Origin of the sequence: Pedobacter terrestris (genome assembly GCF_052343045.1) — a bacterium.
Taxonomy (GTDB): Bacteria; Bacteroidota; Bacteroidia; order Sphingobacteriales; family Sphingobacteriaceae; genus Pedobacter.
This window is the reverse complement of the sequence record NZ_CP180264.1, coordinates 2,133,765-2,147,574: the sequence shown is the minus strand read 5'-3', so window position 1 is coordinate 2,147,574 and position 13,810 is coordinate 2,133,765. Positions and strand designations below refer to the sequence as shown.

Sequence of the window (13,810 nt, the reverse complement as noted above, 5' to 3'; positions counted from 1 at the left end):
AAATGGAATACACAGAACTACAGGTAACAAGTAATTTTAGTTTTTTACGCGGTGCCTCACATCCCGAAGAACTGGTAGAACAAGCATTTTTAATGGGTTATACCAAAATAGCCATAACCGACCACAATACACTGGCCGGAATTGTACGTGCACATGCCGAAGCAAAAAAACTTGGTATTTCCATTATTCCTGCCTGCCGATTAAACCTGGTAGATGGCCCGTCTATACTCGCTTATCCAACCCATATTCAAGCGTATTCCAGGTTATCGGCTTTGCTGAGCTTGGGAAATATACGAACTGAAAAAGGCAGTTGCGAACTTTATAAAAAAGATGTTTTTGAACATGCTGAAGGATTGATTTGCATTGTAATTCCGCCGGATGAATTGGCCGAAGAATTTAATTTTGCAGATAATTTTGCTGCAGATTTGGCTTACTATCGGGAACATTTAACGGAAAATCTCTATCTGGCCATCAACAGAAATTATCAGGGCGAAGATCAGAAAAGGCTTTTTAGATTGGCCGCTTTATCTAAAGAACTGGATATTCCGCTGGTGGCAACCAATGATGTGTATTATCATCATGCAGAACGCCGAGAACTTCAAGACGTACTGACTTGCGTTAGAGAGAAATGCAGCATCCAGCAGGCGGGCTTTTTATTGTTTCAAAATGCAGAACGACATCTGAAAACTGCTGAAGAAATGCACCGCATTTTCCGTCAGTTTCCAGAGGCTTTGGCCAATGCGGCACACATAGCAAAACAATGCCAGTTTAGCTTGGATAGTCTCAAATATGTATATCCGGAAGAACTGACAACTGCCGGCCGAACGCCTTTAGAAGAACTTGATTTTCTGACCTGGAAAGGTGCAAATGAAATTTTCGGGGAAAATATTCCGTTAAAAATAATTGAAAATATTCTTCACGAAATGAAATTTGTACAGGAAATGAACTATGCACCATATTTCCTCACCGTGTATGATATTGTCCGTTTTGCACGCGAACAGAAAATTTTATGCCAGGGCCGCGGCTCTGCAGCCAACTCTACAATTTGTTATTGCCTGGGGATTACTTCTGTTGATCCTACAAAATTTGATTTACTTTTTGAACGATTCATTTCATCGGCCAGAAATGAACCGCCAGATATTGATGTAGATTTTGAACATGAACGCCGCGAAGAAGTGATCCAGTACATCTATAATAAATATGGAAGAGATAGATCAGCAATTGTGGCAACAGTTACCCAGCAACGACAAAAAGGCGCCATCCGCGATGTGGGTAAAGTTATGGGTTTATCTGTAGATACAATCAATCGTTTATCTGCATCTATCTGGGAGTTTACAGACGAATGGTTTGAAGGTGAAAAACTTACAGAACAAGGTTTCGATCCCGGCGATCCTTTGCTTAGAAAAGTATTGGATCTTACCGGCCAAATGATGGGTTTTCCAAGACAACTGGGCCAACATACTGGTGGTTTTGTCATTACACAAGGAAAAATTACCGACCTCTGCCCTATTTTAAATGCCAGAATGGCCAATAGAACCAATATTGAATGGAATAAAGATGATATCGATACTTTAGGGTTCCTTAAAATTGATGTATTGGCATTGGGTATGCTCACTTGCATCAGAAAAGGATTTGATTTGGCTAAACAACACCATAATCTGGAACTTACAATGGCAAAGATAAATGCTGAAGAAGATCCGAAAGTGTATGAAATGATTAGTCATGCCGATACCATTGGCGTTTTTCAGATTGAAAGTCGGGCGCAGCAATCTATGCTTCCACGTTTAAAACCGAGCTGTTTTTATGATTTAGTGATTGAGGTTGCAATTGTTCGGCCAGGGCCAATACAAGGCGATATGGTTCATCCTTATTTACGCCGCCGAAACAATGAAGAAGCAGTAGATTATCCTTCTGAAGAACTGAAGCAGATTCTTGAAAAAACAAAGGGTGTTCCGCTCTTCCAGGAACAGGCCATGAAAATTGCTATTGTAGCTGCCGGTTTTACACCCGCAGAAGCAGATGAACTGCGCAGAAGTATGGCCACATTTAAAGCCAAAGGGTTGGTGACTAAGTTTGAAGAAAAACTAATATCCGGCATGACCAAGAAAGGATATACAGAAGATTTTGCGAAAAGAATTTTCAGACAACTGGAAGGTTTTGGCAGTTATGGTTTCCCGGAAAGCCATGCAGCCAGTTTCGCTCTGCTGGTATATGTTTCTTGCTGGCTCAAATGTTATTATCCGGATGTATTCGCGGCATCCTTATTAAACAGCATGCCAATGGGTTTTTACCAGCCTGCACAAATTATTATTGATGCGCGCAAACATGGTGTAGAGGTACGTGCGGTAGATATTAATTTTTCCCATTGGGATAATATACTGGAAGAAAAAACCGGAAAATTTTGTGCTCTAAGGTTGGGTTTCCGTCAGGTTAAAGGTTTAAAAATGGAAGAAATGCTGCTTATTGAAGAAAAAAGAGATACTGGTTTTACCACCATTCATGCTTTGCAAGATGCCGGAATAAGTTTATCATCACTCGAAAAACTGGCAGATGCCGATGCTTTCAATTCGCTGGGCATGCATCGCCGCCAGGCACTTTGGGAAGTTTCTGCATTGGCAGACAGGCCAATAGCGCTGTTTGAAAATCAGCCTTCAGAAAGTACGCTTGAGCAACAAACAGAATTGCCTTTGATGAGTAAAGCAGAACACGTTATACAAGATTATGCCTCAACTGCACTTTCATTAAAAGCCCATCCTGTAAGTTTTATACGTGAGCAGCTTAAACTTCTGCATGTTTTGGCTAATCGGGATCTGGATGAAGTTAAAGATGGCCAAACACTAAAAATTGCAGGTTTAGTATTGGTTCGGCAACGCCCCGGTACCGCTGCAGGTGTATGTTTTATTACCATTGAAGATGAAACAGGTTTTACGAATCTGGTGGTTTTCCAGAAATTATTTGAACAATACCGAAAAGAAATTTTACATGCCCGTTTATTAATGGTTGAGGGGAAATTGCAGAGAGAAGGCGAAGTAGTGCATATTATTGTAAAACGTTGTTTCGATCTAAGTAAAATGCTCCGGAATATGGGAAATTCTGAAACTGCCCAAACCAAAAATGATTTTCCTGCCGTGGGTTATTCGCGTGCAGATGAACGCAGCGCACCTTATCCGTCAGAAAATAAAAAACTAGGCGAAAGCGTAATTCCGCAAGGCAGAAATTTCAAATAAAAATCAGCCTTGCAATTATTTTTCTTTCAAAACAGCTGCAGTTACCATAAGCTGGCCAACATGGCGCATGGTATGTTCTGCGGCGTGCACCAACAAGCCAATTACGGTAGAAGGCAATCCGGCCCGCCCAATGCCGCGGTAATCTGTCAAAGTGCTTTCATCTGTTTCCCGCAATTGTTTCAATGCATGGTCTACCTGTACATTAAAACGCTCTACAAGGTTTTTAACCTGTAGCGTACCAGAATCGTCTTTTCCTTCTCCGGCAAGTTGCTCAAATTGAAAGTCAGATAATTTTTCTGCGCGTGCATAGGTAAAAACACGGTCTAAAACCCCGCTTAAATGCTGCAAATGAAAACCGACAGAAGCAAGTTTTGCAGGTTTTTGCCACAACAACTCATCCGGAAAAGTTGCTGTATATTTTTGTACTTCTTCTCTTGCCTGTAGAAGTGCATGTGCAACAGGCTGCAAAAGTGCGGATACATCGGCCAGCGGCCCTCTTTGCCAAACTTCTGGTAATTGTGCCATATTTAAAAAGAACAAGTCGTTTTAGGTTGCAGATTTTCACGATCTAATTTTAAAATGGCCTTTCCTTCAACGTATGTAATAATATACATGCTGTCGTAATCGCCATCATTCCACTTTAGCTTTTTGGCTTTTACACCCAGTGCTTCCAAAATATTTTGAATTTCGTGATGTTCCCAGCACAAAAGAACGGTTCCTTTTTGCGCCAAAACCGCTTTAGCAAGTTTTTTGGCGTCATCAACTTCAAAAGCAGTGTTAATAGATTTATTGTATTTAACAGCTAATGGAGAAACGGTTTGAAACATTCTGGTGCGCTTAACTTCATCAGAATGATTTGGACTGGGCACATAAATATAATTCGGAACGCCAACTTTAGCTACAATTGCAGCTGGTAAAAGTAAAGAGCGGTTAAAACCCTGACAACTTAAATTGTTGCCATTCGCAGGTTTTTCTGCATGGCGGATAATTACAATCTTAACACTTTGTGCAACAACATCTTTAGGCGCAAACACCATAAAAACTGCGCAAATGATTAAACCTGTAAATATTTTAATCTTTCTGATTTGATGACTAAACATAATTTCCAAAACTAAATTTCTAAACTAACTTACAAAATAATGCCAAAACCGCATGATAATAATCCCCCATTCTGAAAAGCGTATTTTTTTATCTCATATCCAATGCTTTTTCTCAAAGAGAAATTCTCATTGCTTACTTTTAAATGATTGAAGATTTTTGAAAAAGGTATAATTATTAGCTACAGAACTGATATAAAGTATTAATCAATTTTAACCAAATACCTAATTTCTTTGTTTGTTATTTAAGGAAATGAGATGCAGGGGAAATATTTTTCACTTTTTAGCGTGGCATATTTTCCCTTCAGACATCGAGCGCAGGAATTGGCTCAGACAAATACAATTGGCCTAAAACCAGCGAAAAATATCATGCAAAACTATATAAAGCAGAAAAAGCAAAAGAAGATGAGGTTTTCATCAAAGCAGTTCGTTTATTTAATATGGCATATGGCGGATGTGCTTTTGAATATGGAAAAATCCAGACTACAACGTATATGAATGTATCTACTTTCTGGCGCCAAAATCCAATTGATAAATTCGAAATGGTAGTAATAGGCCATACGTGGAGTACGGTTCAAGGTAAAACATGGAATGTTGTATATCCCTGTTGCAACAAATGCCGGCGATCATTTCATAAAAGACGAACAGTTAATTCAGATTATTTGTCGGTTTTAAAACACCATTGATTTGTCCAATTTTTTTTTTTGGAAAAAAGTTCATTAAATATTGCCTCTATAAGGTTCAGAAAAATCAAATATATCGATACTAAAAAACCAAATCCTGAAAATTTGGGTTGTACCTAAAAATAACAACAAAAAATCCCTATGAAAAAGATTTTCTATGTGATTGCAATTAGCGCTGGCGCGATTGCATTTCAGGCTTGTAGCGGCGGAAACAAAGACTCTAAAGAGACTGCCGACAGTTTAAACATGAGTAAAGATACCACCGGTAATGTGGCAGAAACTGGAGGTATAGCAGCTGCCGAAGACGATTCGCAATTTGCAACCAAGGCTGCTGTTGGTGGTATGGCAGAAGTTGAAATGGGTAAACTTGCCCTTGCGAAAAGCACAAATTCAAAAATTAAAGAGTTTGCAACGATGATGGTAAATGATCATGGAAAAGCAAATTCAGAACTTATGGCAATTGCTAAGATGAAAAACATCACTTTGCCAACCATGCTTGATGATGACCATAAAATGAAATATGATGATTTGAGTAAAAAAACCGGTGCAGATTTCGACAAAGCTTATGCATCTGCAATGGTAGACGGGCATAAATCAACACTGGATTTAATGGAAATGGAAGCTAAAGATGGTAAAGATGCCGATCTTAAATCTTTCGCTTCTAAAACAGCACCTATTGTAAAAACACATCTGGATGCGATCCAAAAAATAAACGACGGTTTAAAATAACCAAAACTGTATTCTAAAAAAAATGCACCTGCTTGATATTCATCACAGGTGCATTTTTTTTATCCCGCGAAATCGGAAAGCAATATTGAATTATCTAAACAAAACGAAAGCAATAAGCAGCGTAATAAAAATATTAAAGGTTTGGGCAATTAAAAAGGCATACAAGGGTTTTCTGCTGTCTTTATTAAACAAATCTGAAAATTTGGTTTCCAAACCTATGCTGGTAAATGCAAGCGCAAACCACAAACCTTGCAGGTTTTTTAAACTGTCTTTGACACCGGCGGCTGTTTCTGGACGAATGAAAAACGAAAAAAGCAGAGAAGCACCAATAAAACCCAAAACAAATTTCGGAAAGCGCTCCCAGATTACTTTAAGTGTTGGCTTTTTTTCTGCATCATTTGCAGCGGGATTTTTGGTATACGTCCAGTAAATAGAAATGGCGAACGCGGCCAAACCGAGCAGTACGTTTTGGGAAAATTTAACGATTGTACTAATTTTAAGCGCGGCTTCCCCTACCAAAGATCCGGAAGCTACAACTGCACCAGTAGTATCAATACTGCCGCCAAGCCACGCACCGGTAACTTCTTGCGGAAAGTTAAAATAGCTGGCAATTATCGGCATAAAAACCATCATCGGTATTGCCGTAATTAAAACCATAGATATGACGTAAGAAAGTTTTTTAGAATCGCCTTTAATGGCACCAGCGGTTGCAATAGCAGCAGAAACACCGCAGATAGACACCGCGCTGGATATCATCATTCCCATTTCATCGTCTACTTTTAGCCGCTTGCAAAGCCAATATGCAAAATACCAGACCGATGTTACTACAACAAGAGATTGAATTAAACCAAGCGAACCTGCCTTTAATATATCTGAAAAAATTACGCTCGTACCAAGCAGAACCAAGCCTATTTTTACGAATAATTCTGTAGACAAGGAATCGCGCAGCCATTTTGGTAAATCGAATAAATTGCTGATCAACAGACCAATTACCAAACTAAAAATTACAGCTTCAAGGTTTAGATTTTTTGCCTGACTGCTGCCTGCGAAAACAAGCGCAATGATAGTGAGTATGTATACCACCGGAAAACCGAGAATAAAATCGCGGAAGTATTTGCCGCTTAGCCAAACACCAATCAGTCCGACGAAGCCGACAAATAAAAACTGAATACCAATAACTTCTACATTTCGAGATGAAAATACTTTTTCAGTTAATTCATGTAGATTTTTCCAGCCAAAAGATGGAATGGGAAGGATTAAGCCAGAGATAGCCAATCCGATAATGATAAAGCCTAAAACCACTACAATCCAATCTTCGTGCAGTTTCGCTCTTTTCGCGTCGCTCATATTTAGTTTATATTTTTGAATGAAGATACAAAAACATATGAACTGGCAAATTTGATTCTAAATTGTACTGATTCAAATTGCACGGATATACGTTATAATTCGCTTCGGCAAAAATACAATTGATTCGCTCAAAATTCATGAATATAAGATATTTGCGCAACTGCAATCAAATCCATCAGTATTTTAATTTGTGGTATTTAAAAATTATGATCAACTTGGTAAAACTAACCATTCCCATAATGAAAAAAATCATAACTTTACTTTGCGCGATTTGCTTTTTTGTATCAATAAACAAAGTTCATGCGCAAAATCAAACACCGGCAGTACTCAATCATATCGCCGTTTATGTGTCTGATTTAAAAGCTTCAACAGATTTTTACGGCGACGTTTTTAATCTGGTTAAAACTCCAGAACCTTTTAAAGATGGCAAACACACCTGGTTTACACTTGGAACAGCCGGAAATCTGCATTTGATACAGGGCGAAAAAACCAAACAGCAGTACGATAAAAATGAACATTTGTGCTTTAGTGTGCCGTCTATTGATGATTTCATTAGGAAACTAAACGATAGAAAAATTGCTTTTGAAAGCTGGATTGGCGAACCTTCTAAATTTACCTTACGTGTAGACGGTGTAAAACAAGTGTATTTTAAAGACCCAGACGGGCATTGGCTGGAAGTAAATGACGTGCATTAAAACATACAGGTTACCAGATAATGTATTTGCAACCTGTATGTTTTAAGTTTAAGCAGAAAAGTAACTACCGGTATACAAATCTTCAATTATTCCTTTTTCTGTAGGATTCCAATTGAGCTTTTTACGGGTTTCAGCAGATAATGATGCACAATTCATGGATGCAAAATGCAAAAACCAGCCAAAATAATCGGCTGCTGCAGCTTCAGTTTTTGCAGATACCGGAAATCCCAGCTGCTTGCCAATGGCTTCTGCAATTTCTTTAAACTCTACGCCTTCTTCTGCTACTGCATGATAACGTGTACCAGTTTCTGCCGGAGTTTCTAATGCAAGTCGATACAGTTTAGCCGCATCCAGCCGGTGCACTGCAGGCCAGCGATTGCGCCCTTCACCAATGAATGCCGCTTGCTGTTTCTCTTTAGCGAGGTCAATTAAAATGGGTACAAAACCATGATCGCCGTCACCGTGTACAGTTGGCGGAAGTCTGACAACTGAAACTTTAACGCCAAGGTCGGCGACAGCATCTGCAGCGCGCTCTGTTGCAATACGTGGCATTTTACTATCGGCTGCCGCCCGATCGGTTTCTTGCACAGTTTTGCCGGCAACCGTTAAAACTCCAATTCCAGATGTAAGGATAAACGGACGTTCTGAACCCAGAAGTTCTGCTCCAATTGCTTCTATTGCCAAACGATCAATTTCGCAGCTCTCTGCAAATTTGCTAAAGTCGTGTATAAAACCCGTATGAATAACTGCATCGGCAAGCGCTGCCCCACGCCTCAAACTTTCCATGTCTGTTAAATCGCCAAGATGCGGTTGCGCACCAAGGTTTTGCAAAACTTGTGCAGCTTTCTTGTTTCTGGCAAGACCAATCACTTCATGGCCAGCAGATAATAATTCCTGAACAACGGCTGAGCCAACAAAACCTGTGGCTCCGGTTACAAATACTTTCATATATATAGGTTTTGAATGAACAAATACGAATACAAATATGAGTTTGTAATACCGATTAAATTTAGCCGATTCTACTTTTCTTGTAGCCTTTTTTAAAAAATGCTTTTGAGGAATTTAATGTTCAATATCGCTGGTTACTGCATCAAAATCTTGCTTCAGCGTATCAGGAAGTACAAACTGACCTTTTTCTTGGTAAACCTCAAGATGGCCGTTAATGATGTGGTAAATATTGATATTGTCTGTCGCGAAGTCTATATATAACAAATAGTTATTGTCACCGCAATTATGTTGTTCTCAACCGCTGGCACCTAAAACATTTTTCTCAATAGAGATTGGCGATTCGGTATTCCATGATTTTATAAAAGCTGCATATTTGTTTCCCAGCAATTGCATTAACCTGGTTTTTACGTTTCCATTCTCCAGCAAACCAACTTCCTGAGGATATTTTCCGGCAAAGGTTTTTAGAGAATCAAGTGTTTGATTTTGCCCAGAGGGCGATTTGACAATTGAATCTTGACCGGAAGATTGTTTTTTGTCTGTGCTGCATGCAGAAAATAGAGTTGCAGTAGCCATCAGTGCTGCTAAAGTAATATTCAATTTCATAACATGTTTTTATCTCGCAAAACCAATAGGCATGCCATTACATGACTTTTTACGTAGACAACATAACTTTAGCTGCCAGAGATAATGGTTTGGCAAGTGAATATAATTTCTATAATGGAAAACACAAATTCTGAAAAAACCTCTACGGTTTGAGTTAAGTAAACAGGTCAAATGCAAGACGGTAAGTATTGCAGTGCGCATCAACAATATCTTTAATATCTGTAGAATAACCGCCGCCCATACTCACCTGAATTGGTAAACCTTTGCTTTTCGCAAACTGCAAAACAAATCTATCGCGTTCTTTGCAAGCCGATTTGGTCAATTCAAGTTTACCTAGCTTGTCGGTTGAAAGTACATCTACACCCGAAAGAAAAAATAAGAAATCCGGTTTGGATTGATCAAAAGCCGCAATCAAATTTCGCTCTAGAAGTTCCAGATAAGCATCGTCTCCAAGTCCGTTTTCTAATGGAACATCTAAACTGGATATTTCTTTTCTGAAAGGAAAATTTTTATCGCCATGCATCGAAAATGTAAATACGCGCGGTTCTGTTTGGAAAATTTCTGCGGTGCCATTTCCTTGATGCACATCTAAATCAATAATTAATATGCTTTTAGATAAATTATTATTTAATAGATAGTTAGAAGCAATCGCCTGATCATTTAATATACAAAATCCTTCGCCCCAATTGCTCCCGGAATGGTGCGTACCACCGGCTACGTTAAAAGAAATCCCATGCTCCATAGCAAATTTTGCACCATCTATGGTGCCTTGAGCAATACGCAACTCGCGTTCCAGAAGTTGAGCAGTAAGCGGAAAGCCAATCCTGCGCTGCTCTCTTGGCGGAAGTGTAAGCTCTTTAAGTTGCCTCCAATAGTCAGGATGGTGTGTAGCCAGCACATTGTCTTCATCCAAAATTTCTGGCTCAAATAAATTATCCTGCTGTATTGTTCCTTCATGCAACAGCTGACCAGGAATCAACTCATACTTTAACATCGGAAAACGATGCCCTTCGGGTAATGGATGTGCATAAAGCGTATGCCACGCAATTTTAATCATCAACTTAAAATTTCCTCTATATGTTTTTCAATATTGTTGCAGATTTTGTCAACGGGAAGGTCATTTGCATCTTCACCAAAAGGATCTTCTATTTCTTCAGCCAACAGCTCTAAACTGGCTAATACATAAAGAATAAAAGGAACAATCAGCACCACATAATAACCTAAACTAAATACCCAACCAAAAGGAATGGTAATGACATAAAAGAATAGGAATTTTTTAATAAATGCACTGTAAGAAAATGGAATTGGCGTATTTCTAATGCGCTCGCAACCGCCGCAAATATCTGTAAACTGATTTAGGTCGCCAGTAAGCACAATGAGTTGCTCCTGAGTAATGAAACCTTTCGCCAGCAGATCATAAACTCTCATAATCATACTGGATGCAATCTGGTTTGGAATATGTTTGCCACCATCAACCTCAATCAAAAAGCTATTTTTACCGAAGTACTGTTTCTCACGCAAATGTTCTTTCAAAGCAAACGCATATTTTGGAATGCCATATTCAAAAAACCGTATTTCCTCATCAGGAAGCCGCATTGCCTTAACTTTCATAGCAAAATTGCGACTTACATTAACCAATGTGCCCAGTAACCTTCTGCCTTCCCACCAACGGTCATAAGCGGTATTGGTTCTAAAAACAAGCAACATAGAAATCACAAAACCGAGCAAACTGTGCATCATACCAATATTATTTACATAACTGGTTTTAGACAGCTGAAAAACCTCCATTTCCAAATAGGCAACCACAGCAGAAAAAATCGCCACGGAAAGCATTAAAGGCCAGAGTTTACGAAAAGTATCGGCTTTATGGATATGGAAAATGAAATTGAACCAGTCTTTTGGATTGTAAAAAATCATCGTATTGGCTATTTTAAAAGTCGCTTACTAATGTCGGCCAGGATTAAACCAGTTTTGAAAACATCTTCAAAAGAATTGTATAAAGGCACCGGACTCAAGCGTATTACATCTGGTGAACGCCAATCGCCAAGCACATGATTTTGCACCAGCGCATCGAAAATTTCTTTGCCTTTTCGTGCCGCAATTATAGAGAGTTGGGCACCTCTTTCTTCAGGATTTTCAGGTGTGATAATATGAAATTGCTCATATCCTAAATCTATATTTATCTGATTAATAATGAATTCTAAATATCCTGTTAAAGAAATACTTTTATTTCTAAGCGCCGCCATAAAACCAGCTTGCTCAAAAATTTCTAAAGAAGCGTGATAAAGCGCCATTGGTATAACTTGTGCACAGCTAATTTGCCAGCCATCTGCGCCGGCCTCAGGAACAAAACCTTTTTCCATCTTAAAACGAGATTGCTCTTGATAACCCCACCACCCGGCAAAACGATTAATAGTTCGATCTGCGAAATGTTTTTCATGTACGAAAATACCACTGATGCCACCAGGGCCAGAATTTTGATATTTGTACGAACACCAGCAAGCAAAATCTACATCCCAATCGTGCAATTGAAGCGGAACATTTCCAGCAGCATGCGCTAAATCCCAGCCAACAACAGCGCCAATTTTATGTCCTGCAGCAGTTATAGATTTCATATCATACCACTGACCGGTAAAATAGTTTATGCCACCAAACAGAACCAAAGCGATTTCATCCGCATGTCCGTCGATCTGAGCAATAATATCTTCGGTACGCAAGGCTTCCTCACCTTCGCGTGGAAAAACCTCTAAAATCGCTTCTTTTGGATCGAAACCATGAAATCGTACCTGACTCTCAATTGCATATTGATCTGATGGAAATGCGCCGCCTTCCATAATAATTTTGAATCGTTTGCCTGCAGGGCGATAAAAACTCACCATAAGCAAATGCAGATTTACCGTCAATGTATTCATTGGACACACCTCCGCTGGTTGTGCACCAACGATGGGTGCCATTAAGTTTTTCAAGGCCTTGTGATAAAACATCCAAGGCTCATCACCTTCAAACCAACCTTCAACACCCAAGTTTGCCCAGTTAGACATCTGCCGGTTAACCACCTCAGAAGCAACTTTAGGTTGCAAACCTAAAGAGTTACCACACAGGTAAATAAATTCATTTTCATTAAGCTTAGGAAACAAGAATTGCTGCCTGAAAGGGCGAAGCTTGTCTGCCTCATCCTGAGCTTTCGCAAATGCGATATTGTTTTCGAAATTCATTGCTCAATATTACAAAAAAAGCAGGTATTGTTGCCAATCCTGCTTTTCTATAGATAATTTAATGCTTAAAACTTTATCGTGTCATGCTTACCTAAATCAGGCGTATCTCCAGTAACAATCCCCTTCAACAAACTAAACAACACCACAAGTTTTGAAGATGAGGCGTCCCAATATTCTGCTTCTTCCGGAACAACATGGATTAAAATTAACCTAGGATCTTCAATTCCATCAGGAAACCATGCTTTCACAAAAGGCGAAAAATAAGCTTCTTTTCTAACATTATCATCTACGAGATTGGCTTTTCCCTTAACGGTTAAATAGGTATTATTTGATGGATCACTGTAATTTAATAGCACATTTTTATCTTTCGATATTTCTTTAGACTTCAGCGAATATTCATTGGTAAAAAACCAAATACTGCCGTCGTCTTCAACTTTTGCCGTACCCATTGGCCGGCTGCCAAATTCATCATCAGAAGAAAAAGTTACAAACATGCAGGTCCGCACATCTTCTATCATTTCTTTTAGTATGGCTATATTTTTTTCGTTTTTCATGATCAGATTTTCTATAAAAAACAGATTATACACTAAAATGTTTAGAAATTATCTACTCAATTTTTAGATGATCTCTAGAGAGAAAACCGGAAAAATTATTTGATCTAAACTATTTATTCGGTTTACTTACATATTTGTTTCCACGAACAAAGAATCGCCAAGGCAAAAGTGCATGCTCCTGGGCGTACGCTATCCCAACGCGCGGGACTGCTGCAATTTGCGCTTCGGAATAAACAATCGATTGGTCTTCAATCCAGATTTCAGATCCCGATAAATCTTTTAAGTTAAATTTGCGATCAATACCGAGAGCTTTTGCTGCAGAGCCAGGACCGCTAGATATTGCGGGTTTTGAGGCCGACATTCCCCGTCGGGCTTCGATAAATTCCAATCCATGCAACGGCTCAATTGCCCGAATAAGCACCGCGTTCGGATCATCTTGCTTAGACGTAACTACATTGAACAAACTGTGTATACCGTAACAGAGATAAACATATGCTACGCCGCCAGCATTATACATGGTTTCTGTTCGATTTGTCCGCCTGCCACCATATGCATGAGAAGCTTTATCCTTCACCCCAAAATACGCTTCTGTCTCTACAATGATGCCAGCAGATAGATCGCCACCAATATTTGTGTACAATACTTTTCCAAGCAAATCTTTAGCGAGGAAAAGCACATCCTCGTGCAAATAGTAAGCTGATGGCAGTTTCAA

14 protein-coding genes are annotated in these 13,810 nt (G+C 39.2%); 3 read left to right on the top strand and 11 right to left on the bottom strand.

The features are described 5' to 3' along the window. Positions 1-2: 2 nt before the first annotated feature. Positions 3-3,227, top strand: a complete 3,225-nt coding sequence (locus ACJVDH_RS09315) for an error-prone DNA polymerase (RefSeq protein ID WP_443947294.1) — start codon at positions 3-5, stop codon at positions 3,225-3,227. Between the two features lie 15 nt (positions 3,228-3,242). Here ACJVDH_RS09315 and ACJVDH_RS09310 read toward each other — a convergent pair whose 3' ends face one another. Together ACJVDH_RS09310 and ACJVDH_RS09305 are read right to left on the bottom strand one after the other, a co-directional pair. Next, complete coding sequence (locus tag ACJVDH_RS09310) at positions 3,243-3,752, bottom strand: DinB family protein (protein ID WP_443947293.1); 510 nt, start codon at positions 3,750-3,752, stop codon at positions 3,243-3,245. 2 nt (positions 3,753-3,754) lie between these two features. After that, a complete protein-coding gene (locus ACJVDH_RS09305; protein ID WP_443947292.1) occupies positions 3,755-4,327 on the bottom strand; it encodes a histidine phosphatase family protein in 573 nt (190 codons plus the stop codon). Positions 4,328-5,148: 821 nt separating this feature from the next. Here ACJVDH_RS09305 and ACJVDH_RS09300 point away from each other — a divergent pair. Further along, positions 5,149-5,736, top strand: coding sequence for a DUF4142 domain-containing protein (locus ACJVDH_RS09300; RefSeq protein ID WP_443947291.1), 588 nt, complete (start codon positions 5,149-5,151; stop codon positions 5,734-5,736). A 90-nt stretch (positions 5,737-5,826) separates the two neighbouring features. Here ACJVDH_RS09300 and ACJVDH_RS09295 read toward each other — a convergent pair whose 3' ends face one another. After that, positions 5,827-7,083, bottom strand: a complete 1,257-nt coding sequence (locus ACJVDH_RS09295; RefSeq protein ID WP_443947290.1) for a YeiH family protein — start codon at positions 7,081-7,083, stop codon at positions 5,827-5,829. A 239-nt stretch (positions 7,084-7,322) separates the two neighbouring features. On the opposite strand from ACJVDH_RS09295, the gene ACJVDH_RS09290 reads away from it, so the two are divergent. Then, positions 7,323-7,778, top strand: a complete 456-nt coding sequence (locus tag ACJVDH_RS09290) for a VOC family protein (protein ID WP_443947289.1) — start codon at positions 7,323-7,325, stop codon at positions 7,776-7,778. A 48-nt stretch (positions 7,779-7,826) separates the two neighbouring features. Here ACJVDH_RS09290 and ACJVDH_RS09285 read toward each other — a convergent pair whose 3' ends face one another. The 8 genes from ACJVDH_RS09285 to ACJVDH_RS09250 all read right to left on the bottom strand — a co-directional run bounded on the left by ACJVDH_RS09285 (position 7,827) and on the right by ACJVDH_RS09250 (position 13,810). Next, the gene (locus ACJVDH_RS09285; protein WP_443947288.1) at positions 7,827-8,726 is read right to left on the bottom strand and encodes an SDR family oxidoreductase; all 900 of its coding nucleotides are present in this window, start codon (positions 8,724-8,726) and stop codon (positions 7,827-7,829) included. A 114-nt stretch (positions 8,727-8,840) separates the two neighbouring features. Beyond that, positions 8,841-8,990, bottom strand: coding sequence for a hypothetical protein (locus ACJVDH_RS09280; RefSeq protein ID WP_443947287.1), 150 nt, complete (start codon positions 8,988-8,990; stop codon positions 8,841-8,843). 30 nt (positions 8,991-9,020) lie between these two features. Beyond that, entirely contained in the window at positions 9,021-9,329 is a 309-nt protein-coding gene (locus tag ACJVDH_RS09275; protein ID WP_443947286.1) for a hypothetical protein, read from the bottom strand. Positions 9,330-9,483: 154 nt separating this feature from the next. Then, on the bottom strand, positions 9,484-10,386 hold the full coding sequence (locus ACJVDH_RS09270; protein WP_443947285.1) for a histone deacetylase family protein: 903 nt from the start codon (positions 10,384-10,386) through the stop codon (positions 9,484-9,486). Beyond that, positions 10,386-11,246: a bestrophin family protein gene (locus tag ACJVDH_RS09265; RefSeq protein WP_443947284.1), complete on the bottom strand. Its 861-nt coding sequence runs from the start codon at positions 11,244-11,246 to the stop codon at positions 10,386-10,388. The genes ACJVDH_RS09270 and ACJVDH_RS09265 overlap by 1 nt, the downstream gene beginning before the upstream one ends. A gap of 8 nt (positions 11,247-11,254) precedes the next feature. Beyond that, positions 11,255-12,544, bottom strand: a complete 1,290-nt coding sequence (gene kynU, locus ACJVDH_RS09260; RefSeq protein WP_443947283.1) for a kynureninase — start codon at positions 12,542-12,544, stop codon at positions 11,255-11,257. Positions 12,545-12,609: 65 nt separating this feature from the next. Continuing rightward, a complete protein-coding gene (locus ACJVDH_RS09255; RefSeq protein WP_443947282.1) occupies positions 12,610-13,098 on the bottom strand; it encodes a pyridoxamine 5'-phosphate oxidase family protein in 489 nt (162 codons plus the stop codon). 109 nt (positions 13,099-13,207) lie between these two features. Beyond that, positions 13,208-13,810, bottom strand: a complete 603-nt coding sequence (locus ACJVDH_RS09250; RefSeq protein ID WP_443947281.1) for a DNA-3-methyladenine glycosylase — start codon at positions 13,808-13,810, stop codon at positions 13,208-13,210.